The sequence below is a fragment of the Kiritimatiellia bacterium genome, assembly GCA_026417735.1.
GTDB lineage: Bacteria > Verrucomicrobiota > Kiritimatiellia > PWTM01 > PWTM01 > CAACVY01.
In genome coordinates this window covers 132511-156655 of the sequence record JAOACR010000004.1, presented here as the reverse complement: position 1 = coordinate 156655, position 24145 = coordinate 132511, and the positions used below count along the sequence as shown (strand labels likewise).

18 protein-coding genes are annotated in these 24145 nt (G+C 67.4%); 13 read left to right on the top strand and 5 right to left on the bottom strand.

The features are described 5' to 3' along the window. Nucleotides 1-13 precede the first annotated feature (13 nt). The 8 genes from hemH to N2652_01900 all read left to right on the top strand — a co-directional run bounded on the left by hemH (nucleotide 14) and on the right by N2652_01900 (nucleotide 10989). Nucleotides 14-943: a ferrochelatase gene (hemH, locus tag N2652_01935; GenBank protein MCX7817963.1), complete on the top strand. Its 930-nt coding sequence runs from the start codon at nucleotides 14-16 to the stop codon at nucleotides 941-943. 229 nt (nucleotides 944-1172) lie between these two features. Next, nucleotides 1173-4061 (top strand): tetratricopeptide repeat protein, encoded by a 2889-nt coding sequence (locus N2652_01930; protein MCX7817962.1) that lies wholly within the window; start codon nucleotides 1173-1175, stop codon nucleotides 4059-4061. Next, nucleotides 4058-4843 carry a tetratricopeptide repeat protein gene (locus tag N2652_01925; protein ID MCX7817961.1) on the top strand — a complete coding sequence of 262 codons (786 nt, stop codon included), beginning with the start codon at nucleotides 4058-4060 and terminating at the stop codon, nucleotides 4841-4843. The genes N2652_01930 and N2652_01925 overlap by 4 nt, the downstream gene beginning before the upstream one ends. 84 nt (nucleotides 4844-4927) lie before the next feature. Next, nucleotides 4928-5767, top strand: coding sequence for a MotA/TolQ/ExbB proton channel family protein (locus tag N2652_01920; GenBank protein ID MCX7817960.1), 840 nt, complete (start codon nucleotides 4928-4930; stop codon nucleotides 5765-5767). A 34-nt stretch (nucleotides 5768-5801) separates the two neighbouring features. After that, complete coding sequence (locus N2652_01915) at nucleotides 5802-6212, top strand: biopolymer transporter ExbD (GenBank protein MCX7817959.1); 411 nt, start codon at nucleotides 5802-5804, stop codon at nucleotides 6210-6212. Between the two features lie 21 nt (nucleotides 6213-6233). After that, nucleotides 6234-6644, top strand: a complete 411-nt coding sequence (locus tag N2652_01910) for a biopolymer transporter ExbD (protein MCX7817958.1) — start codon at nucleotides 6234-6236, stop codon at nucleotides 6642-6644. 112 nt (nucleotides 6645-6756) lie between these two features. Further along, nucleotides 6757-7425 (top strand): hypothetical protein, encoded by a 669-nt coding sequence (locus N2652_01905; protein MCX7817957.1) that lies wholly within the window; start codon nucleotides 6757-6759, stop codon nucleotides 7423-7425. A 66-nt stretch (nucleotides 7426-7491) separates the two neighbouring features. Then, complete coding sequence (locus N2652_01900) at nucleotides 7492-10989, top strand: glycosyl hydrolase (GenBank protein MCX7817956.1); 3498 nt, start codon at nucleotides 7492-7494, stop codon at nucleotides 10987-10989. A 143-nt stretch (nucleotides 10990-11132) separates the two neighbouring features. Here N2652_01900 and N2652_01895 read toward each other — a convergent pair whose 3' ends face one another. Further along, nucleotides 11133-11672 (bottom strand): FHA domain-containing protein, encoded by a 540-nt coding sequence (locus N2652_01895; protein MCX7817955.1) that lies wholly within the window; start codon nucleotides 11670-11672, stop codon nucleotides 11133-11135. A 37-nt stretch (nucleotides 11673-11709) separates the two neighbouring features. After that, the gene (locus tag N2652_01890; protein ID MCX7817954.1) at nucleotides 11710-12693 is read right to left on the bottom strand and encodes an SDR family oxidoreductase; all 984 of its coding nucleotides are present in this window, start codon (nucleotides 12691-12693) and stop codon (nucleotides 11710-11712) included. 978 nt (nucleotides 12694-13671) lie between these two features. Between N2652_01890 and N2652_01885 the strand changes: the two genes are divergently transcribed. From N2652_01885 to N2652_01875, 3 genes are read left to right on the top strand one after another with little or no spacing between them, the layout of a single operon-like run. Then, the gene (locus tag N2652_01885; GenBank protein MCX7817953.1) at nucleotides 13672-15399 is read left to right on the top strand and encodes a glycosyltransferase family 39 protein; all 1728 of its coding nucleotides are present in this window, start codon (nucleotides 13672-13674) and stop codon (nucleotides 15397-15399) included. Between the two features lie 8 nt (nucleotides 15400-15407). After that, complete coding sequence (locus N2652_01880; GenBank protein ID MCX7817952.1) at nucleotides 15408-16400, top strand: general secretion pathway protein GspK; 993 nt, start codon at nucleotides 15408-15410, stop codon at nucleotides 16398-16400. Further along, nucleotides 16385-18169: a hypothetical protein gene (locus N2652_01875; GenBank protein MCX7817951.1), complete on the top strand. Its 1785-nt coding sequence runs from the start codon at nucleotides 16385-16387 to the stop codon at nucleotides 18167-18169. The genes N2652_01880 and N2652_01875 overlap by 16 nt, the downstream gene beginning before the upstream one ends. A 44-nt stretch (nucleotides 18170-18213) precedes the next feature. Here N2652_01875 and N2652_01870 read toward each other — a convergent pair whose 3' ends face one another. The 3 genes from N2652_01870 to N2652_01860 are packed head-to-tail and all read right to left on the bottom strand — an operon-like array spanning nucleotide 18214 to nucleotide 20312. Next, a complete protein-coding gene (locus tag N2652_01870; GenBank protein ID MCX7817950.1) occupies nucleotides 18214-18756 on the bottom strand; it encodes a hypothetical protein in 543 nt (180 codons plus the stop codon). Beyond that, on the bottom strand, nucleotides 18757-19383 hold the full coding sequence (locus tag N2652_01865) for a sigma-70 family RNA polymerase sigma factor (GenBank protein ID MCX7817949.1): 627 nt from the start codon (nucleotides 19381-19383) through the stop codon (nucleotides 18757-18759). Further along, nucleotides 19380-20312 carry a hypothetical protein gene (locus N2652_01860; protein ID MCX7817948.1) on the bottom strand — a complete coding sequence of 311 codons (933 nt, stop codon included), beginning with the start codon at nucleotides 20310-20312 and terminating at the stop codon, nucleotides 19380-19382. Before N2652_01860 ends, N2652_01865 begins: the two co-directional genes overlap by 4 nt. Nucleotides 20313-20695: 383 nt before the next feature. Between N2652_01860 and N2652_01855 the strand changes: the two genes are divergently transcribed. Beyond that, nucleotides 20696-21637: a metal-dependent transcriptional regulator gene (locus tag N2652_01855; GenBank protein ID MCX7817947.1), complete on the top strand. Its 942-nt coding sequence runs from the start codon at nucleotides 20696-20698 to the stop codon at nucleotides 21635-21637. After that, on the top strand, nucleotides 21634-23832 hold the full coding sequence (gene feoB / locus N2652_01850; GenBank protein ID MCX7817946.1) for a ferrous iron transport protein B: 2199 nt from the start codon (nucleotides 21634-21636) through the stop codon (nucleotides 23830-23832). Before N2652_01855 ends, feoB begins: the two co-directional genes overlap by 4 nt. Nucleotides 23833-24145: the final 313 nt, after the last annotated feature.

The following is a 24145-nucleotide window of genomic DNA, read 5'->3' as shown; positions in this document are numbered from 1 at the left end:
CGGAGACTCGTGTATGAACGACCGCGGCGTGCTGCTGCTCGCGCACGGAACGGTGGACGATCTTTCCCGGATGCGGGAGTACCTCCAGGACATCGCGGGCGGGCGGGTGCCTTCTCCGCAGCTTGTTGAGGAGATGACGCGCCGCTATGCGGAGGTCGGCGGCTCGCCGCTGACGCGGATCACGCTCGAGCAGGCCGTCGCGCTCGAGCAGGAGCTGGCCCGGCGCGGCCGGCCGCGCCGAGTCTATGTCGGCATGCGGCACTGGCAGCCCCGAATCCGTGAGGCGGTCGCGCGGATGGCGAGTGACGGCGTACGGCGAGCGGTGGGTATCGTGATGTCGCCGCACGGTGCGCGAGTGAGCGTCGAACGGTACCGGCAGCTGCTGAACGAGGCGCTCGCCGCGACTCCCGATGCGCCGGAGGTTCGGCTGGTGGAGCGATGGTGGCGCCAGCGGGGTTTGGACGAGGCGTTCGCGGAGCGGATGCTCGAGGCGCTGCGGCGGCGCGGCGCGAGCGCGGCGGACGTCCACGTGCTATTCACCGCACACAGCCTGCCGGTGCGTGCCGGCGGCTCGGCGGACGCCTACGAGGCCGATCTGCGCGAGCACGCCGCCGCGCTCGCCGCGCGCATGCAGTTGCGAAGCTGGAGCTTCGCATTTCAGAGCGCCGGCGCGACACCGGAACCCTGGTTGAGCCCCTCGCTGCACGACGAGCTCGCGCGGCTCGCCGCCGCCGGCGTGCGCCGCGTGCTGGTGGTCCCGATCGGTTTTGTCTGCGACCACATGGAAGTGCTCTACGATCTCGATGTCGAGGCGCGGCGCCGCGCTGACGAACTGGGCATGGAGCTGTGGAGGATCGAGTCGTTGAACACCGCTGCGAGGTTCATCGGCGTGCTCGCCGATGTGGTGGAAGCGGCGGAACAGAAGGGGGCGCCGCCCGAGTGAGTCGGCGAGAGCCGCCTGCGGCGTTGGCGGGGGTGGAGGACGCTTGGCGGCAGGCTAGAGCGGCGGGCTGCGCCCTCGGGGAGCGCGTTCGCGGACATTGTTCTCCTCTCTGGCTGATGATGCGCGCGGCGTGCGAGTGTCAGCTTGACCGGCGGGGCCGGTGGGGTAGGATGGCGCGGGAACGACCGGCGGATCGCGCTCGTCAGCGCGCACTCCCGAGGATGCGAGCATGAGGCTGTCGGACTGGACATTGCGGCGGGCGTGGATTGCGCGGGCGGCGGCTGCCGCGGCGCTGGTGGTGGGTGCCGCGCGGGCGCAGGACGACGTCGACCAGGAGTTCGTCTTCGCGTCGAAGCTTGTGGAGATCGGCTTCGCGGACTACGCGGAGCGGATGATCGACCAGATGGTGCTGGAGAATCCCGCGCTGAAGGAGCGTGCGCGGGTCGTGCAGGTGGAGATTCTCGGTTCCCGCCGAAAGTTCGATGAGGCCGAGAAGCTATTGCGCGAGATGCCGCCGGAGAATCCGAAAACCCAGGCGGCCCGGCTGGCGCTGGCCAACCACATGTACCGCCACCGTGAGATCGACCGCGCGCGCAAGCTCTACCAGGAATTTTTCGCGCAGTACAAGACGGTGCCGACCGATCCGGACCTGCGGCGCTTCTACATGGACGCCGCCTATCGGTTTGGGCAGATGCTGATGCGCGCGGGCGACCGAGAAGGCGCGATTGCGGCGTTCGAGAACATCCTGAAGGCGAAACCTGAACCGGGTATCGCGCGGAGGATTCAGGTGGACCTGTGCCAGCTGCTGATCGAGGTCGGCCGTACCAAGCAGGGCGACGAGCAAAAGAAGCTGTTGGATCGCGCTTGGAAGCTTTGCGAAGAGATCCAGTGGGGCAAGGAGGGGATCGATGTCGCATTCTGCCAGTCCATCGCGGCGATGGCGAACATCGAGATTGTGCGCGGGCGCCCCGAGGCGGCGATCAAGCTGCTGCGGAACAACATGGATCTGATGAAGGGGGTGGACGAGATTCTGCGGCAGGAGAAATTGCCGCTGGGCGAGAGCCCGATGGCGTACGCCCGTTTCCTGCTGGGGGAACTGTACGAAAAGGAGGCAGAGAAGAAGTCGGGTGATGAACAGCTGCGCGCGTACGCGGCCGCGGTGAGCGAGTACGCGAACGTGTTCGCGAAGTACCCCGACAGCGAGTGGGCGCCAGAGGCCGGAGCGCGAACGGAAAAGCTGGTTGCGATGGTGCGCCAGAAGTTCAACCGCGAGATCCGGATTGACTGGGGAGCGCACATGCAGAAGGCGGTCGCCGCGCAGCAGAGGCTCGTGGATGACTATTTTCTGCAGAAGAAGTACGCGGAGGCCGCCGGCGTCGCGCTGAAGGTGATCAACGCGTTTCCAAAGGCCTCGGAAATGGGCTCCCTGTTCACCCCGCTGCTGATCTCCTGGGCGGAAACCGGCCGGCGGCTCGAGCTGGAAGCGGCACTGGCGCACATCCGCGAAACCCGCGAGGCGGACGCGAGCAGTGGGTTGGCACTGCTGGCGCTGGGCAAGCACTATTTCGACAAGGGCGACACGAACTCCTGCATCGAGGTCTACAAGGCCTTTGCGAGCGCCTATCCGAAGCACGAGCGTGCGCCGCAGGTGCTGTTCCTGGCCGCGACCATGCTGAAGAAGAAGGGGGACACGGCCGGCTCGCGGGATCTCTTGAAACAGATCATTGACAACTACCCGCAGGACCAGTTCTTCCTTCGCGCGCTGAGCACGCTGGGCTGGGACCGCTACGAGATGCAGGACTACGAGGGGGCGCTCGAGGCGTTCACGCGATTTGTGAAGGAGAGTCCCCCTTCCCACAACCGGGCGCTGGCGCTCTTCAGCCTCGCGGACTGCCAGATGCGACTGAACCGCTTTGTGGAGGCGGCGGAGTCCTACCAGCGCGTGGTCGAGTGGCTCTCGGCGCGGGACAACAATCCGTACGCCAAGACCGCCGAAGAGGTGAAGAAAGCGGCGGAACTGGTGGAGAAGGCCCGCTTCTACATCGGGTACTGTCGGTTCAAGCAGCCCGCGGAAGGGGAAGCGAAGGCGAAGATCCGCGCGGAGGCGGTCGCCGCGCTCGAGTCGTTTGTGAAGGACTATCGGAACTCGGAGCTGGCGCCGAAAGCGATCAACCTCGTGGGGGCGATTCAACTGGAGCTGGGCCGCTCGGACGATGCGGCAAAGACGTTCGAACGGCTCGGGCGCGAGTATCCGAACTCGGAAGACGGCAAGAGCGCGCTGTTTTCACTGATTCGCGCTGCGGTGGAGATCCAGCGCTACGACATCGCGGAGGACGCGTTCGGCAAGATGATGGCCGGCGAGAAACCCGGCGAGCCCTCGAAGCTGTACACGCCCGAGCAGTTTGTGCGCATTGGCCAGTGGTTCCTCGACGGCAAGAAGTATCCCGCCGCGGTTCAGGCCTTCGAAAAGGTGCTGGCGGGGGGCGCCACCGACCGCGCGCTGCTCGAACGCAGTCTGTTCGGGCTGGGCGTCGCGGCGTACGAGGCGGGGCAGAAGGAGAAAGCCATCGAGAAGCTGGAAGACTTGATGACGCGCTATCCCCGCACGGGGCTCTTCTATGAGGCACGGACGCTGCTGTCGAAGGCCTACCGGGAAACCGGAAAATATCCGGAGGCGATCGCGACGCTGAACGAGATCTTCAAGGTGGCGACCGACCCGGTTGTGGTGAACCAGGCGAACATGGAGCTGGCGAAGGTCTACCGAGAGTTCGCCGCGAAATTGAAGGCGGAGAACAAGGCCGCGGCGGCGGAGGAACCGCTGCGGCAAGCGGCGGCATCGTATGAGCGGATCATTCTGCTGGCGGATGAGACCAACGAGCGGATTCGGCCGATGATCGAGGAGGCACTGCGGCACGTGATGGATGTGCACGAGGAGCTCGGCCGGTTCAACGACGCGATCAGCGCCTGTGACCGATATCTGGCGAAGTTCGGCGACCTGCCCGCGGCCGCGGAGGTCCGGCGGCGGCAGCAGGCGCTGCGGTTGAAGGCCGCAACCGTGGAGCCGACGCCGGCGCCGGCGGGCGCGCCGGCCGCGGCCCCAGGAGGCACCCAGCGATGACGACGAGACGATGGTGGTGGGCCGCCGCGGTGGCGGCGGTTCTGGCGGGCGGCGCGCCCGGTGCGCCGTACGTGGTGTTGAGGACCGGTCAACGGCTTGAGGGCGCCACCATCCGCGCACGCTCGGACGGAACGGTGGTGCTGATTCGACCGGATGGGCAGCAGCTCACGCTCACACGCGATCAATACACGGAAGCCGGCACCGACAAGCCGGCGGAGTTCGATCGCGCCGCGGCGGCGGTGCAGGCGGGCCGCTACGACGAGGCGATCCCCATCCTGCAGAAGATCATGACGGACCTGCGGTTTCTGCGCTGGGACCGCGAGGCGGGGTTGCTCCTGGTGCGCGCGTACCGCGCGAAAAACGACGGCGCGGCAATGCTGAAGGTCTATGACACGCTGATCAAAGATTACCCAGCGCTCGCGAACGACCCCGAGGTCGGCTGGGCGTATCGCGAAGCGCTGATCGCTGCGCGCCAGTTCGCGGAAGTGGAAAAGCAGCTGCCGGCGTTGATCAAGTCCGAGAACCGCCTCGACGCCGGTCGCGCCCTGCTGATGCGAGGCGACATCCGGCAGGCGCAGGGCAACATCGAGCTCGCGATTCGCGACTATCTGCGGGTCGTGCTGTTCTTCGAACGCGAGACCGCGTTGATGCCGGCGGCGCTGCTGCGCACGGCGCAGGCGCTGGAGAAAAACCGCGACGGTCGCGCGAAAGAATTTTACCGCCGACTCCTGCAGGAGTATCCGGAGTCGCCGGAGGCGGCGGCCGCCAAAGGGAAAGCCTAGCCGATGACGTTGCGGCGGCCCGCTCGCCCCGCTAGACTGCGGGCCGCGGAGTGCAACCGGCGAACTGACAAAGAAGGGACGAGCATGAAGACGTGGATCCGATGGGTCTCGGTGGCGACACTGGCAGTGATCGCGATGACGTGGGTGGCGCGCGCGCAACAGCCGGCCGCGGGACAGCCGGCGGCGCAGCCGGCCGCTGCGCAGCCTGCGCCGGGGACGACCACGCTGACGCCGGAGGCGCAGGCCGCCGAGGCGAAGGCGAAGGGCGGCGAAGGGATGGGGTTCTGGTCCGTCGTCACGGGCAGCGGCTGGCTCGGCGCAGTGCTGTGGCTGGCGCTCGGGCTGTGTTCGGTGGCGGCGGCGGCGCTGATCATCGACTCTTTCATCACGATCAAGGAGAAGAAAATCGCGCCCGCCGATCTTGTGAACGACGTGCGGGAGGCGATGTCGCAAGGGGACGTGATGAAGGCAATCAAACACTGCGAGAGCCGCCCGACGCCGCTGGCGAGCATTCTCACCGCCGGTTTCCAGAACGTGCAGGAAGGCTTTGACGTGATTCAGGACATCGTCGGCGTGGCGGCGGACCTCGAGAGCGAGAAGCTGCTGCAGCGCGTCGCCTACCTGAACGTCTGCGCAAACCTCGCGCCGATGCTCGGGCTGCTCGGCACGGTGCAGGGCATGATCTACGCGTTCATGACGCTGGCGATGCAGGAGGCCGGTGCCGCGCAGACCGCGCTGCTGGCGAAAAACATCGGCCAGGCGCTCTGGACCACCGCGGCGGGGCTGATGATCGCGATCCCCTCCGTCGGCTTCTACACCTTCTTCCGCAACACCGCGACGAAGATCATTCTCGGTATGGAGGGCCTGACGCTCGATCTGATCAAGACGCTGCGCAACGTCGAGGTGGTCGCGGAGGAGGAATAACCGCCGCCCGGGCGGTCGCCGGGGAACTACGGTCATGCGCAAACGCCGGGAAGAGATGGGCCTGAACATGACGCCGATGATCGACGTCGTGTTCCAGCTCATCATCTTCTTCATCGTCACGATCGCGCAACAGCAAAAAGAAATCGAGATGGACCTCCGGCTGGCGATGGCGCCGGACGGTAAGGCGGTCGAGCGAAAGGACCCTCGCACGATCAACATTGACGTGGACAGCGAAGGGCGCATCTTCATCGCGCGGCAGCGTCTCTCGCTGCCAGCGCTGCGTTCGATCCTCCGCGGCGCGGTCGCACGGCACGGTCAGACGCTGCCGGTAGTGATCCGCGGCGACATGAAGGCTCGCCACGAGTACATCCGGCGCGTGATGGACATCTGCAGTGAAGCCGGTCTTTGGCGGATCAAGTTCGCGGCGATCAAGGAAAAGGCCTAACCCAAGGGAGCTGGCGGCGCGATGGCCCGAAAGCGCAAACCCAAAGAGGCACCAGAGCCGGAACTGCCGATGACGCCGATGATCGACGTCGTGTTCCAGCTTCTGGTCTACTTTCTGGTCACGATCAAACCGATTGACGTCCTCGCGCACCTGGACGTGTCGCGTCCCGGCCCCGAGCAGCGCTCCGACCGGCTGGAGGTGCCCAAAAACCTGATCCGGATCGGCGTTTTCTACGATGGGTACACCATCAACGATAAGCCGGTCCGCGAGGCGGACCTGGACGGGCTGATTCAACGGCTCGCGGAGCTGGACCGCAAACAGACGATTCTGATTTTGTGTTCCGGCGCGGCGCCTCACGAACTGCTGGTGAAGGTGCTCAACCTCTGCGCCCGGCACCAGCTGTCGAACCTTTCTGTCATCAGTGTGAACTGACCTCTCGGGCGTTGCGTCGGGAGGGCACGCCACCGGCGGGGCGGGGTTCACGTTGGTCGTGCAACGGCAGCGGGCTTGCCTCGTGGCGGGAAAGTGTGTAGGCAAGGAGCGGATGACGGCGGCGATACCCAGAGCTGAAGAGCGACGCCGGCGGTTTGTGCCGGTGCTGGCCGCGGAGCCGGAGATTGCGGCTCGCTTTGTCGCGGCGCTGCTGCCCGATTCGCCGTCCGGGGGAGTCGTCGACATTGCCAACCATCATGTGTTCCTCGAGGCGGTGTCGGCTGTGACGGTGGAGGATACCGCCTGGAAAGCGCGGCTGCGCCAGGCGGACGCGGCCGCGGTGCTGGTGCACTTTCTGGACCACCGGCTGCTCGAGGCGGCGGCGGCCTTGGTCCGGGAGGCGGCGATGGCCGGTGTGCCGGCGGGCGTGTTCATTTACCGTGCCCAGGCCGAGCGGCAGTTCAAAATCTCCTGCGACCATTGCGGGCAGAAACTGTGGGTGTTGGAGGAGGAGATCGGCCGCCGGGGACGTTGTGTGGCGTGTCATCAGCCGATCCAGATCGTGTCCCCGGCGGAGCGGGTACGTGCGCGGATGAACCTGCCCGACGCGGTGCCAGTGCTGAACGTGGTGGAGGCGAACATTCCGCTGTGTCGGGGTGCGCTGGCGAACCTGCTGGTGCGGATTGGAGCGGGTCCGACCGACGGTGACCCCGCCTCCTCGCGGGAGTTTCTGAAGCGCGCAACCGTCCCGATTCAGATCACTCGCGGGTCAGCTCCGTGACCGTGTGTGCGCCCGCGCCAGCGGCATGGCGGGCAGGTCAGCGGACCTACAAGAGGAGGCTCAAACATGAAGCGCTCGCGCTGTCTGTTGATCGCCGCCGCATGGTTGGTGGGGACGGTGCGGCCGGACGAGCTGGAAACCTCCTTCCGGGAACCGCCGCCCTCCGCCCGCACGCGCTGCTGGTGGTGGTGGCTGAACGGCAATGTGGACGCGGACGCGATTGCGCGCGACCTCCGTGAAATGCAGCGACACGGCATGGGCGGCGCCGCCATCATTGATGCCGACGGCTCCGCACAAGATGGTCACCGCAGGGTTCCCGCCGGTCCCCGCTTCGCCTCGGATGAATGGCTTCGTCTCTTCCGTTTCGCGTTGGATGAGGCCTCGCGGTACGGCTTTGAGATGAGCCTGAACATCATGAGCGGTTGGAATCTCGGAGGGCCGCACGTCCGACCGGAGGACTCGACGCGTCGGCTTGTTTGGTCGGAAGTGTTGGTGGAGGGCGGGGGGCCGCGGCGAACCCGGCTGCCAAGGCCGCCAGGGCGCGAGGGTGTGTGCGATGACGTCGCGATCGTTGCGGTGCGATGGCCCGCGGCTGGCCAGCGGGGCATTGAAGTGCGCAGCAGCGCTGATTCGCCGGAGTTTCCGGTCGGGCGGGTGGTGGATGGGGATCCCAAAACGTTCTGGGTCGCAGCCGCGAAACCGGGTGCGGGCCCCGCGCCGACCGCGCCGGTGTGGCTGGAGGTGCGTCTGCCGTCGCCGGTGAGGGTGGATCAGATCGCGGTCCTACCGCGGCCGCGATACGGCCCGCGGGACGGGCGCGTGGAAGTGGTCGGCCCGGACGGCGGGATGACCACAGTGGCGGTGTTCACCAACGCGTCGGAAACCGACGCGATTTCGCTGAGGTTTCCCACGCGCGACGTGGCGGCGGTGCGGCTGCTGGTGACCGGCGCTTGGGATCCACGCTCGCCGCAGGCACCGCGCAACGTGCAGGTCGCAGAGATCGAACTCTTCTGCGAGGGACGGCGACTGCGGTTGCCGGCCGATGAAACGCCTCGGATCCGCGATTTTGAACAAAAGGCGTACCACCGTTATCCCGGCCCGTTCAACGCACCGCCGGCGGAGCATCTGGTGCGGCCCGAACCCACCCTGCCGGGGGAGGCGGTGCCATTGGGTGAGGTGGTGGTGCTGGCGCCGCGATGGGTGGAGCCGGATGTTCTTGAGTGGGCACCGCCAGCGGGGCGCTGGAGGCTCTTCCGTTTTTGCAGCACGCTCGCCGGCTCACATGTGTCCACCTGCAGTGAGGGATGGGCGGGCTGGGCGGTGGACCATCTTGACCCGGCGATGGTGGACGCCTACTGGCGGGAGGTGGTGGAGCGGCTGCTGGCGGCGGGCGGGCCGCACGTCGGGCGCACCTGGGCAGCAATCCAAACCGACAGCTGGGAACTGGGGCCGATCAACTGGACGCGCGCCATGCCTCGCGAGTTCCGGCAGCGGCGCGGCTACGACCTCGAACCGTGGCTGCCCGCGCTGGCCGGTGTCATCCTCGACAGCCGCGAACGGTCCAACCGTTTCCTCGCGGACTTTCGGCGTACACTCGGTGACCTGTTCGCGGAACACGTGCGGCGGCTCGCCGAACTGGCCCGCTCACGGGGGTTGAAGCTCCAGGCGGAAACCGGCGGCCCTCATGCCGCGCCGATTGACGCGCTGCAGACGATGGGGATCTGTGACTTTCCAACCGGTGAGTTCTGGATTCGCAACGACCGGCACCGCGTCGAAGAGAACTTCCGCTTTTTCATCAAACAGGGCGCGAGCGCCGCGCACATCTACGGTCGGCCGCGCATGCAGGCGGAATCGTTCACCTCGATCGGCCCGCACTGGGAGCAGGCGCCCCGCGATCTCAAACACGATCTCGATCGCGCGTTCTGCGAAGGGCTCAACCACGTGATGCTGCACACCCTCACCTGTTCGCCCGCCTCTGCGGGGCTGCCCGGTCAGGAGTATTTTGCCGGCACCCACTTCAATCCAAACGTCACCTGGTGGCCGCGAGCGGACGGTTTCTTTGCCTACGTGCACCACGCGCAGGCGCTGCTGCAGGCCGGCCGCTTCGTCGCGGACGTGCTCCACTACTACGGCGACCATGTCCCGAACTTCGTGCGCCTTCGCGAAGACAATCCCGCCGGCGTCTGGCCGGACTACGACTATGACGTGATCAACGAGGAAGCACTGCGGACTCGCGTCTCCGCGAAGGACGGCCGGATCATCTTGCCGGACGGCATGAGCTACCGTCTGCTCTCGCTGCCCTCAGCGGGCGTGATGTCGCTGGAGGCGCTGCGGGTCGTCGAACGGCTTGTCGAGGCCGGGGTACCGGTGGTCGGTCCGCGTCCGGTCCATCGCACGGGATTGTCCGGCGGAGAGGCGGCGGACCGGGAGTTTGCGGCGCTCGCGGAGCGGCTCTGGGGCGGTGGACGAATTTCCACCAACTCGCCTCGCGCGGAACTGGCTCGACTGGGCATCGAGCCGGATGTGATCGTCAAGAGCCTGCAGCCGAACACTTGGCTCGACCGCATCCACCGGCGGACCGACACGGCCGACGTGTACTTTATCGTGAATCGATGGACCTGGCGCGACGTTCTCGATACGAAGTATCGCCGCCGTTTCGACCTGCCGGACCGCTACGAAGAGGTGGAGTGCTCATTTCGGGTCCGAGGGCGTGTTCCGGAGCTGTGGGATCCGCTCACCGGCACGATCGAAGAGGTTGCGCTGTGGAGAGAGGAGAGTGGACGTACAGTGGTACCGCTGCGCCTTCCCCCCGAGGGATCGGTCTTCGTCGTGTTCCGGCGCCCGTCCGGCGCCGTGCATCCGGTGGAGCTGTGGCGTGAGGGCGAGAGAATCTGGCCCTCCTCCGAGCGAGAGCCGCGGTCGTGGCCGGTCGCGCGGCTGAGCCGTTCCGACGGCCGGCTTTGGCTCGATGCGTGGGTCGCCGGCCGCTATGAGGTGCGGTGGAGTGACGGGAGAGTCCTGCCGGTGGAGGTGCCTCCTCTGCCCCCGCCGCAACGCGTCGGCGGGGAATGGGTGGTGCGGTTCCTTGACGGCCGCGGCGCACCTGCGACGGTGAAGACGGAGCAACTGTTCGACTGGACCACGCACCCAGACGAGGGTGTCCGGTTTTATGCCGGCCGCGCGGTGTATGAAACGAACGTGCCCGAGCTGCCACGCCAGGACGGTTTGCACTGGACGCTGGATCTCGGCCAGCTCCATGAGATTGGCGGCGTGTGGTGGGGAGAACGCGACCTCGGCACCCTCTGGACGGCCCCTTACCGCACCGAGCTGCCCGACGCCGAAGGTCCAGCGGCTGTCCCTGTGAAATTACGTGTCGAGGTGATCAACTCCTGGGCGAATCGTCTGATCGGGGACGCAAAACGGCCGCTCAATCAGCGCGTAACGCGCACCAACATCACAAAGTTTGAGCGGGTGGAGGCGACATTGCGGCCATCCGGTCTGCTCGGGCCAGTGGAACTGCGGCCGTGGCGCCGCGTGCGGGTCGGCGAGCCACCGCACTCCTAAGGCGCACGGCTGTTCCCCTCGCTGTTTCGCGGCCACAGCCTGGGTCCATAGCTGCGCGCACCGGCGCAAACTCCATGCCGCCGCACACGGACTTGGCGTTGCGGCTCCCTACCGCGCTCAGCGAACGATCGTTTCCAGGGAGCTCAGTTGCTCCGGCCCTTGTGCGGAGGGGAAACGCGCACCTTGACCACTCGGCGGGCCGGCGCGATCACGGTCTCCGGCGCCTGCTTGGCGGCCGGCGGGGCTTCATCAACGACTTCTACCGCGTCTTCGGCCGGCGGCGGTGCCGCGGGGGGCGCCGACGCATCCTCGACGATTTCTTTCAGCATCGTCGAGTAACCCTTGCCCTCCGCCATCTCCTCAGCAAGCTCCCGGAGGATGGTTTCGGTGCCCTTGCCCGGCTCGTTCTCCACCGTGAACACACAGGAGCCGATCCGGATGCGATCGCCGACGTGCAACTTTGCGGTCTCCACCCGCTGGCCGTTCACATAGGTGCCGTTGCGGGACTTCAGGTCCTTCAGCACGAAGTCGCCGTCCCACAACCGAATGCCGCAGTGCAGACGCGAGACCTTGTCGTCCAGAATCACCAGATCCGCTTCTGGACTGCGGCCGATCGTGATCGGCCGGTCGCCGATCTCAAACTCCACCTGTGCGCCGTCCTTGCGTTTGAACCTGAGGATCATGGTCCGCTCGTTCGCAGCTTCGGCAACGATGTTGCGCTCAGAGTCGCCCGCTTTCAAGCAGATGTCGAAAATATGCCACGGTCCGTGCCAGCCCCTCCTCCAGAGACACCTTTGGTTCCCAGCCGAGCATCGTGCGCGCGCGGGTGATGTCCGGCTGGCGCACTCTCGGGTCGTCTACCGGCAGCGGCCGGAAAACTAGCTCCACCCGCCGTCCGCAGGCCAACTGAATCGCCTCCGCGATTTCGAGGATGGTCATTTCGTGCGGATTGCCGAGGTTCACCGGTTCGTGTAGCGGGCTGTTGGCGAGCCGCCAGATACCCTCGATGAGGTCGTCTACATAGCCGAAGCTTCGTGTTTGCCGTCCATCCCCGAAAATCGTGATCGGTTCGCCCTTTAGGACCTGGGTGATGAAGGCCGGCACCACCCGGCCGTCGCGGGGGCGCATCCGCGGGCCGTAGGTGTTGAAAATCCGCACAATTTTGGTGTCCATCCGATGGGCACGGTGGTACGCCATCGTCATTGCTTCCGCAAAGCGCTTGGCCTCGTCGTACACGCCGCGAGGGCCGATCGGATTCACGTTGCCCCAGTAAGTCTCCGGCTGGGGGTGCACCGTCGGGTCGCCGTAGACCTCGGACGTGGAGGCGAGAATGAAACGCGCACCTTTTGCGCGTGCCAGCCCCAGCGCCTTGTGCGTACCCAGTGCGCCAACTTTCAGCGTCTGGATCGGCAACTCGAGATAATCGATCGGACTGGCGGGCGACGCGAAGTGAAACACAAAGTCCACCGGCCCGGGCAGAAAAATGTACTCGGTGACATCGTGGTAAATGAACCGGAACGAGCGGTGACCGGCGAGGTGCTCGATGTTGGTGATGCTGCCGGTGATCAGGTTGTCCAGCGCAATGACCGTGTGCCCCTCCGCGAGCAGACGATCGCAAAGGTGGGAACCGAGGAAGCCGGCACCGCCGGTGACAACGGAAACCGGCGACCGGCCGGCTGGACTGGCAGGTGAAGGCGATGACATGGCTCAAGATGATAAGCAGCCGGTATCCGCGCTGTACAGCGGCCTACGGGAAGGAGGCGTCCGCGCCGCGACCGCTGGCGCGGCGAACCCGAGAGCGCTCCGTCGTGAATCCGCGGCGGATGTCGTCGTTCGCCCGATCTTCTTTCGGTGGGCTGCGCCGGCTGCGGTGGGGGGTGGCGTCTGAGGCGGCGCGCGCGGAACGGGGCGCCGTCCGCACGCCCTGAGGCCTGAGAAGCGCCAAAGCTCCACCCGCTGTCGCCGGGCTCTCGCCTTGCTTCTCGGGCGGGCACCGGGGCGCCCGCCTGGAGGCCATCCGCTCGGGCTAGTGGGAATCCTGCCGGCGGGGACACCGTCCTGGACAGCGTCAGGTAGGCGTGAGTGGTGCGTGGCGTCCACCGTCCAAGCCTTGGATAGCTCTGGCCGCAACCCCTCCAACGAATGGATACACCGCTCATTCGCCGGTTGTCACCAGACGATACGGCTGATGCTCTTACGACGTGACCGCGCTGGGAACGGTGGTTCCGCGGGCGCCAACCTCACAGCCGGGGCTGCGAGGTGAACGCCCTGGCCGACTCCGACCTTCCGTGCCCGCGGACGTTTCCCCTCACAGGGCTGGAAGCCAGCGTTGTACAGCCGGCAGAGAGTTGTTCGGCGTTGGTCCGAAAGCCGCAGCTGTTCGCGGGGCCGAGAGACTTTGGGTCGTGCGAGCCACGAACCCCAAGGGGGGCGCTCGGGACTTCGGGCTACGGGGGCAGGGGGCGGTAGGTCCTCTTGCAGCTTTGCAGCCGAAGGATGTTGCATTTTGAGCTATCGGCTGAAGTTCGATCTTCCTTATTCCGGCTCGGAACGGGGCGGGTGATGAGTTTTTCACGGGTCAGGTACGGCAAACGGCGCCCGCCGGACCCCATTCGTGGGGAATCGCCCCCTTCGCGCTTGCGTTAGAGGGGTATCACGGCTAGCGTGGGCAAACGGACTGCCATGGAAACCAAACCGGTTGAAGTCAAAATTCAGGATCTGATTTACAACATTGACGTTGGCATTGGACTGCGCATCGTCCAGACCGTGCTGGCGCTGTTGGCGATGGGCTTTGTGGTGCTGTGGTTTACGGCGGTGCGGTTTCGCGGCCTGAAGGAAGCCGAAGCCATGGAGCTGGCGCAGCTGGGGCACAATCTCCTTCGCCATCGCTCCATGATCACGCAGTGTATCCGGCCCGGGACGATGCAGTTTATGGAGGCGCGGGGGCGCCGGCTGTCGGTGGAGAGGTATCCCGACACACGCCATCCGCCCCTCTATCCGGCGCTGCTGGCGGCGGTGTTCGCGCCGGCGCGTGCGGCGTTTTCTGCGGGGGGTGCCCGCCCCGGCGAGCTGTTCACCCCGGAGCAGTGGTGCATCGTTCCGCTGAACCACCTCTTTGTGGCGCTCTCCGCCTTTTTCGTGTTTCGGATTGCACGCCGGCTTTTCAGCGCGCGCATCGCTCGCCTGACCACGATTGTGTTCCTGCTCAGCCGGATGATGTGGGAGGACAGCCTTTCCGGGCTCGGCCTGCCGGTGGTCTGGTTCTTCGGTCTGGGCGCTTGGTATTTTTTGCTGCGCTGCACCGACGCGTTCGGCGAGGAGGCTGCGCCGCGCCGCGGTGCGCTGTTCTTGGTGCTGGCGGCGGTGTTCGCGGGTGCGGCCGCGCTCACCCGCTACGCCGCGCTCGCGCTATGGGCCGGCATGGCCGCGCACCTGGCGTTTTCGCTACGGCGCCGCGTGCTGGCGCCGGCGGCCTTTCTCGCGATTGCATTGGCGACGATTTCCCCCTGGTTGTACCGCAACTGGCGCGTCACCGGAACGCTGTGGGGCGATGCGCCCCGCACGGCGCTGTACAACAGCCAGCTCTCCGAGGGCGACGCGATTGACCGCACCATGAACTCGCGGCTGACCTTTGGTGCGATTCGTCAGGCGGTGACCGCGAAGGCCGTCCGGCGGTTCACGGAGATCTACCGCTTCGAGCTCGGCCGCCAGGGCGAAGGACTGCTCTACCCGCTCTTCTTCGCGACCTTTCTGTTTCGCTTTGTCCGACGGGAAACTCGCCTGTTCCGCTGGGCAGTCGCGATCGCGATGCTTTCGGTGTTGCTGGTCGGCACGGTGTTCGAGTCGGCAATGAGGCTGTTCCACATCTTCTGGCCGATCATGGCAGCGTATGCGCTGGCGTTTTTCTTTGTCTTGCTCGACCGGCTCCAGTGGCAGCTGCGCATTGCGCAGATCGGCGCGACCGCAGGCGTGGTTGCACTCTCCGCGATACCGTTCGTGGCGGGCTTGTTGCCGCCCGCGGAAGGCCTGCCGTATCCGCCCTATCTGCCCGCATTTGTGAAGTTCGTCAGCGGTCTGCTGGAGCCGCGCGAGACAATGTGTACCGACATGCCATGGGCGACGGCCTGGTACGGCGATCGCGTGTCGATCTATGTGCCCATCGCGCTCGAAGAGTTCTATGAGCTGAACGATTACCGCGTCACCGAGGGCATCCGGATCCGCGGCCTGTACTTCACTACGCTCACCCGCGACCTGCCTTTCGCGCGCGTGCTGCTGACAGGTCCCTACAAGAACTGGTTCCCGATTCTGCAGGGCCGCCTGCCAACCGATTTTCCGCTGACTGCTGGCCTGCCGTTGAACAACATGGACCAGCTCTTCCTCACCGACCGCGTCCGGTGGGGCGGCCGCTGAGCCGGGCGATGCCCTGCCGCCCTTCCGCCGGCTGGCGCCGCGCTGCGCGCCACGGCAGCGCGCTGGTGCTTGTGCTGTCGGTGTTCGGCGCAGTCCTCGTGTTGCTCGGTGCCGCGCTCACGGAAGCGCGCGGGCGTGCGGCCCTTGCCGCCGCTCGGCTGGAACGCGAGCGGCTGCGTGCGCTCGCGGCCGCAGAACTCGAGCAGGCCCTGCAACGGCTCGCGGACGACGACGACCTACTCTGCGACCACGCCGACGAACTCTGGGCCCGCCCCAACCGCCGTCGCACGCCCGATGGCGACGCCATCGAGACCGTGATCGAGGATGAGCAGCAGCGCTGGGACCTGAACAACCTTTCCGCCGAACCCTCCCCCCAACCGCGCCGCCCCGCAGAGGACATCGCCACTGACCTCTTTCGACTCGCCGGCGATCCGGATCCCGCCGACCGCATCCTCGCACTGCGCGACTGGATGGATGCAGACCGCGAAGGCGCGCGGGAAGCGCCCCACTATGCGGAACTTGTACCGCGCCGCGTGCCGCCCAACCGTCCGCTGGAGTCGTGGGCCGAGCTACAGTGGATTGCCGGGTTCCCCGACGACTGGCTCCGGGATCCTTCGCTCGGCGCCATTCCCGCCGATCGTCGCCTCCCGTTGCGGGATCTGGTCACGCTGATTCCCGGTCCTCACCGCCGCGTCACGCCGGTCAACCTCAACAGCGCGCCAGAACCTCTGTTGGCGGTGCTTTTCGGGCGCGGGCAGCAGCACCTGCCGCGCGCGGTGATCGCGCTGCGGTCCGCCGCGCCGTTGCGCTCCATCGAGGGTCTCGTGGTGCTCGCCGACCCCCTGCGTATGGTGCGGTTGCTACCGTACCTTGATGTGAAAAGTGAATGGTTCCGTGTGCGTATCCGTATTCGGGGCTCGCGCCAGGCTCTGAGTGAACAGGCGTTGGTCCGGCGCGGTCCGGATGGCCGTGTACGCGTGGTGCGATGGTCCGGCGAGTAGTCATTGCGAGCGCGCTGGCCGCGCTGCCGGCGGCGGCTTCGGACCTGCGCTGGCTCGATGCGCCGCCGACCGCCCGCGTTGGGCAAGCCTGGATCGCCGCGCTCGAGTTCGGGCCTCGTGTGATCAATCCCTTCGACCCGGACGAGGTCTCGATCGAGGCGGAGTTCGCCGCTGCGCATAGGGACGCCGTTCGGCTGCCGGCCGCCTGGATCGAACCCTATCGGGTACGGCCAGCCGCGCCGCCCCGCTACCATCGCGAGTGGATGGAACCGCACGGCAAACCGCATTGGCGGATCACATGGCGGCCGTCGCAGCCCGGCACGCACACCCTCGCCGCGATCGCCCGCTTCCGGGGCCTCACGATCACCTCGGCGCCGATGGTGGTGGCGGTCGCAACAGGTGCCGACGTGGCGCGCGTGTGCGTGAGCCGTCGCGACCCGCGGTTTTTCGCGCTCCATGATGGCCGGCCGTTTTTCGCGATCGGCCAGAATCTCTGCTTCATCGGTCCGATGCAAAGGGTCTCTGCCGGCCGCATCGGCGAGGTGATCGCGCGTCTCGCCGAGCATCGGCTGAACTATCTTCGGATCTGGACCGGTTGCGATGACTGGGCGATCTCGCTGGAGCCCGGCCGCGGGGGCGGGGGGCCATCCCCCGAACGCTGGCCCGTTCACGAAAGCGGGGTGACGAACCGTGGAATGGGGGCGGTCAACCAGCCGGATGCGGCGATGCTCGATCTGGTCGTCGATGCGGCGGAGTCGGCTGGCGTGTATCTCCAGATTTGTTTGCTCACGCGCGATCGCTACATGGGACGGCTGCGCGACCCCGCGGCCGCCGACTACGACGCCGCGATTCGCGATGCATGCCGCCTATTCCGCTATGCGATTGCCCGTTGGGGTGCCTCCCCGGCCGTTGCGGTTTGGGAGTACTGGAACGAACTGGATCCGGGCCTGCCCGCCGGCCGCTTCTACCGGGAGCTTGCGGGCTATCTTGACCGGACCGATCCCTGGCGGCGTCCACGGACCGCCAGCACGTGGGCGCCCTCCCCCGCGCTATGGCAGGATCCCGCGCTCGATGTGGCTGATCTGCACTGGTACCTGCGGCCGAACTGGAGCGGACCCTGGACCGATGCGGCCGCCGCGGTTCTGGATCGCGCCGCGCTGCTGCGCCGCAACGCGCCCGACCGCCCTGCGCTGCTCAGTGAGTTCGGCCTCGCCGATGAGCAGTGGCGGCTCAGCCCGCTGATGCGCGCCGACCAGAACCTCCGCCATGTCCACGACGCGTTGTGGGCGTCCGCACTCTCCGGTCTGGCGGGCACAGCGATGTTCTGGTGGTGGGAAACGCTCGAGGCGATGGGTGCAGAACGGTGTTATCCGCCGCTGGCGCGGTTTCTGGACGGGTTCGACTGGACCGGTGGGGTCGAACCGCTCCGCGTGACCGCGCCCGACCGGCTGCTGTGCGTGGGTCTGTGCGTCGGCGACGACCTCCGGCTCTGGATTCGCGATCGCGATGCCAGCTGGCACCGCGAGGTCGTCGGCGGCCAACCGCCGGCCGAAATTGACGGCGCCCAGATTGAACTGAACGTTGCCGCCCCCGGGACGTGGGCGGTCGAATGGTGGAACACGATCAAGGGCGAGCCCCGCGGCCGTGATCTGCTCACCGCCGGGGGCCGGTCGCTCCGCCTCCGCGTTCCGCGCTTCAACCGCGATATCGCGCTGCGCGCACGGCGCACGGCGGCCCCGGCGCTCGGCGGCTCAACCGCACCGCGCTGAGCCGTGGTTCAGCGACCGGCCCACACTCGGGCCCCTGCCGCCGTTTATAAGGTTTCGTTGGCAGGCAGCACAGGAAACTCGGTCAGCGAGCGCCGGGCGTCTTCGATCCACGGCTGGACCGCGCCAGAAAGGGCCCGCCCCAGTTCGGCTCCCGGCTGATCGGTCCATTCCCCGATTCGTCCGGCCCAGCCGGCAAGTTCGCCGGCGGCCGCCAGCCCGATCTGCGACACCTCCGGTGGTGCGACCGTTCGGCCAAGCTGCGCAAGATGCAACACCAACACCACCGCGGCCGCGCCGAGCGCCACCCATACCCACCGCCAGCAGGCCGGAGCGAACGCGTCTCTCCGCACCCGAGGCTGTTGCCCTGCGCCCGCCACCGCTCGCCAGATCTCCGCCGCCTCTGACGCTGGCACCTCGACCGCCGGTGCACCGCGCGCGAGCGCGCGATCGAGCTGCTCCATCGCCTGAACCGCGTCGCGGCAGGCCGCGCAGAGCTCAAGATGCCGTGCCGTTGCGCGGTCCATCGGCTGCGCCGCGTCCCGCCGCGCGCTCCAACGCCACCGATACCATTTGCATCGCAGCATCATTCAGCCCTCCCGTGCCGCTTCAGCGGCCGTCGCGACCGCGCCGCGCCGGACTTCACAGTTGGTCGCGGCGGCCACCGCGCCGTTGGCCAGCAGCCGCTGACGCGCGCGGAACAACAGCACTTTCACGTGATTCGCGGTCAGCCCCATCGCCGACGCGATGGCGGCAACATCCAACCCCCAGCGCACCCGCAGCTCGAGAGCCTCGAACTGGCGTGCGGACAGCGTCCGCCGCGCCTCGCGCCACAACTGCGATTCCTCGTCCGTTTCCGCGGCCACCTCCGCGGGCGTTCGCCTCACGACTGGCTCCGGACTCGCCGGATCGAAGGGGATGGTTGCCGGCCTTCGGCGCAATGCGCGGTGTGCGTCCACCACCACCGACCGCGCCACCGAGAACAGCCACGGCGCAAACGGGGCGGCGCTGCGCTTGCGGCCGATCCGCCGCAGCACGGCGAGCAGCACTTCCTGCGTCAGGTCCTCTGCGTCGAGCGGGGGGCGGACGCGCCGCGCGCAGTACGCGCGCAGCGGTCCAACCCACCGGCGCACTAGCTCCGCGCCCGCCGCGTCATCGCCTTCGGCGGCCCGTCGCGCCAGCGCCTCGTCCCCGGCGGCTGGCGGTGCGATGCTCACGGTTGTGCGGGCGCCGCAGCGCGTTTCTTCGCCATTTCCGCACGCATCGCCTCGGTGACTTCCGCGGCCGGCAGGCTCAGCCGCAGCTCCAGCGTGGTCCCCTCGGCCCGCACAACGAGCTGCTCCGCCAGACGTGCCGCGCGCGGGTCCTTTTCCGAGTTCAGCAGCGCGGCCGCGCGCAGGCCGTCGACGATCTGCCGGATCTGCACCGCCGCCTGTGGATTCTTCAGCGTCATCTCCAGCCGCGCCTCGATGTTCGTTCCGCGCTCGCCGATCACCGCCACCGCCCCCGTGAGGCCCCGCGCCACCGGATTGTCCGTCTGCTGGTTCGGCAACGCGTCGGCGCTCATCCGGCCCACGACGACGGCGGGGAACTCCGACTGCACGGCCGCCGACTCCGGCTGCGCCGCCGCTTCACCGTCCAGCACCCGCAGCACATGCGCGGCGGTCTCCGCCTGCTCCGACAACACCGCGGCACCACTTCGGTGAATCGCGCCATACATGCGTGCGTTCTCCGGGCCCTTTTTCTTCGCCTTCCCCTCATCGATCCACGAGTGCAGCGTCCGGCCCTCCACCATAAGTTCCTGGTAGCCGTCGCCGGCCTTCAGCAGGGTGACGAGCCGCTGTTCATCGAATCGGCCGCGCACCACCACCGCAGAGCGGCGCCCCGCGCCGCAGGCGGTGATGCTCTCCAGATCTGTTCGAATGTCGAAATTGAAGACCGCTTTCATCGCGTCCAGTTTCGGGCCGGTATCGGGTTGCCGGAGGAGATCCAGAACGGTGCGGCCGACCGCGGTCTGTTTGAACTGATCGACGTCGAAGTGTACCCACCAGCGCGCTTCGGCCGGCACGTCGCTCAAGCGCAGCGGCCCCGCCTGCGCAACGCCGATCAGCAGTCCCACACCCAGTCCGATTGACCATCTGTTCATGACTTGTCCTTTCCACCGGCACCATGCCGGTCGCTCTCCATTTACGCCTGCCGCTGGAGGAAGGTTACACGCTGCCGGCTCCGAGGACCACGCACCGTGCGGCTCGTCGCCGTCGCGGGAAGCACAAGGGGGTTACGCTGCGGACCGTTGGACCGGGCGTGGGCAGGTGCGCGCGGGGGAGAGCCGGCAAGAAAGCTCTGTCGCTTCCCCCGGCGCAGAGCGTGGCACGTTGGCAGGGCCGTCGCGAGGAGAGTGCGCACCAGCAGGTGCGGTGGGCGGGACATTTCCACAGGTTGCCGGCTTCGCGACATCCATCAGCCGGAGAGAAGGTCCTCGCCGTGGTCTCGCATTGACGCGGGCAGGAGATGGCCTAGATTGAGGGCATGAAACGGGGCGGCCGGCGCCGCGCCCTCATTGAGGACGCGCTGAAGTTTCTGCTTGACCGCGCCGCGGATGAGGTCCCTCCCACCACCACGGCGCTGGGCCGGGCGGTGCATTGTACGCCCGCGCAGACCCGCCGGCTGTGCGAAGAACTGCGCGCTGGCGGGTGGGTCGAGGGCGATCCCCCCACGCTGACGGCCGCCGGCCGCGAATATGCGGCCCAGGTGGCCCGCGCTCATCGGCTATACGAGACTCATCTCGCCCGCACCAGCGGACTGCCCTCAACCGACTGGCATCGCCTCGCGCACGCCGAGGAACACCGGCTCACGCCCCGCGCGGCCGATGCGCTCGCCCGGCAGCTCGGTGAGCCCGCCTACGACCCGCACGGTGATCCGATCCCCTCCCGCGAGGGTCGTCTTCCCCCCCGGCGCGGCCGCCCCCTGGAGGAGTGCCCGCCGGGATGGAAGGGCCAGATCGTACATGTCGAAGATGAGCCGGCCGAGTCCTACCAACGGCTCGCCCGCGAGGGCTTCGCGCCCGATGCGCGCATCCGCGTGCTGGGCTGCGCCGCCGCCGGCGGTGGGATGCGGGTGAGCCTCGACGGACGCGAAATCGACCTCTCCCGCACGGAAGCGGCGCTGCTCACCGTCGATGAGCTGCCCCGCGGCGTCGCCTTCGACGAACAGGTGCGTCGGCTCAGCGACCTCGAGCCCGGAGGACGGGCGGTCGTGGTCGGCCTCTCGCCGCAAGTGCGCGGTCTGGCGCGCGACCGGCTCCTCGATCTCGGTTTCGTGCCCGGCACCACCGTCGAGCTCGTGATGCGCGCGCCCTCCGGCGATCCCATCGCCTACCGCGTGCGCGGCGCGACGATTGCGCTTCGACGCGAGCAGGCCGACCGGATCCTCGTCCACCTCGAAGCACCGGCACCGGCGGAACGGCGATGAACTCCGCGTTGCCGGATTCCTGCCGTGCCTGCCCGCTGGCCCGGGCCGTTCCGTCAGATACGTTCGACCACGTGATTGCGCTGGCGGGCAACCCGAACACCGGCAAGACCACCGTGTTCAACATGCTGACCGGCCTCCGTCAACACACTGGCAACTGGACCGGCAAGACAGTCGGCCGTGCGGAAGGCTCGTTTCGATATGGCGAGCGAACCTACCGGATCGTGGACCTGCCGGGAACGTATTCGCTGGTGTCGGCGTCGCCGGACGAGGAGGTCGCCCGCAACTTTCTGCTGTTCGAGCGCCCCTCCGTCACCGTGATTGTGGTGGACGCATCGCGGTTGGAGCGCAACCTGAATCTTGTGTTGCAGGTGCTGCAGCTGACGGATCGGGCGGTTGTCTGCGTCAATCTCGTCGACGAGGCGCGCGCCCACGGCATCGAGGTGGACGGGCGGGCGCTTGCGCGGGAGCTGGGTGTGCCGGTCGTGCTGACCGCGGCCCGGCGCGGCGAGGGGATCGCCGAGCTGATGCGCGCGGTGGACGAGGTCGCCAACGCCCGCGTGAGCTGTCGGCCCCGCCGACTGCCGCAGGACCTGCCCGGCCTGGCGGAGGCGCTATCGCGTATTTCGCGCCATTTGCGGGAGCTTTACCCGCGGCTGAACTATGTGGAGTGGATTGCGCTGCGGCTGCTAGAGGGGGACGCCTCGTTGCTGGAGGCGTTGCGCGAGGGTCGACTCGCGGAAGTCTCCGATCGCGGGACCGCTGCGCCGCCACCGCCGGCCTCGGCGGTTGAGGCGCTGGTGCACGAGGTGGAGTCGTTGCGCTGGGCGCTGCCACCGGGGTTCCACGACCGCTGGGTCGAGCGAGTCTATGCGGAGGCCGCCAGCATCGCTGCGCGCTGTGTCACCGTGGACGCGGCAGGAGGCCGCCGCCGGTGGGAGTCGAAACTCGACCGCTGGCTCACCAGTCGGCATACCGGCTACCCGACGATGATCGCCCTGCTGGGCCTGGTGCTCTGGATCACCATCGAGGGGGCGAATGTCCCGTCCCGGCTGCTGTTCTCGTTGCTCGTCGACCGCGCCTACAGCATGCTCGGCCGGCTCGCGGATGCGGCCGGTCTGCCGCCGTGGCTAAAAGGGTTGCTGGTGGATGGTGCGTGGCGGACCACCGCCTGGGTCGTCAGCGTGATGCTGCCGCCGATGGCGATCTTCTTTCCGCTGTTCACCATCCTCGAAGATTTCGGCTATCTGCCGCGTGTCGCCTTCAACCTCGATGCGCTGTTCCGACGTGCCGGTGCGCATGGACGACAGGCGCTGACGATGAGCATGGGGTGGGGCTGCAATGCGGCGGGCGTGATTGCGACGCGCATCATTGATTCCCCACGTGAACGACTCATCGCGATCCTCACGAACAACTTTTCGCTCTGCAACGGCCGTTGGCCCACGCAGTTCGTGATGGCGACGATTTTTCTCGGCGCGCTCGCTCCGCCGGCGTTTGCGGGTCTGGCCGCTGCCACCGCGGTGCTCGGCGTCGCGCTGTTGGGAGTGGCGCTGATGTTCCTCACGTCATGGGCGCTCTCGCGCAGCGTGCTGCGCGGAGAGCCGTCCGCGTTCAGTCTCGAACTGCCCCCCTACCGCCCGCCGGACATCCTGCGGACGCTGTACACCTCGCTGATCGACCGCACGCTGATCGTGCTCTGGCGCGCGGTGGTGTTTGCGTTGCCCGCGGGCATTGTGCTGTGGGTCTTCTGCAACGTGCGCGTCGCCGGGGCGCCCCTCGCGGCTCACCTTGTGCGGTGGCTCGATCCCCTCGGACGGGCGATCGGCCTGAGCGGAATCATCCTGACCGCCTACCTGGTGGCCATTCCCGCCAATGAAATCGTGTTGCCGACGATCCTCGTACTGACCACCGCGTTGGCGCCCGAGGCGGCCGAGGCGGCCACTGCCGGCCGACTGTTCGAGTTCGAGGATGTGGCGACGCTCGGTGACTTCCTTCGTCGCCATGGCTGGACGACGCTCACCGGCGTCTGCCTGATGCTGTTCAGCCTGTGTCACAACCCTTGCTCCACCACGATCTTCACGATATGGCGCGAAACCCGCAGCGCGAAGTGGACCGCGGTCGCGACGCTGATGCCGGTGATGCTCGGCATCGTCTTGTGCGGCGCGGTGGCGACCGTGGCCCGCCTGTTGGCAAACTGAGGAGGCTGTCGGGCGCAGCACCCCTCGGGGAGGAATCGGGACGTCCCCGGCTGGCGCCGGCGCCGGTCTTGGCTGAAATCCCGCCGGCGCCTGCCGGCCACTCTCCGAGACTCTCTGGCCGTCGCGGCTTGCCCGCAGCGGCGGTCGGCGGGGTGCGACCCGTCGGTGCTGGCGATCCGCAATGGGGATTGCACCAAGCTGGTGCTCCCCACCTTGTCCACTGTCGCCTGAGCCGTCGTCCTGCCGAGCTGTAGCGGCCAGGCTTGCCTATCGCCGGTTTTGCCCGGACCGAACGATCGCGGACACCGGCGCC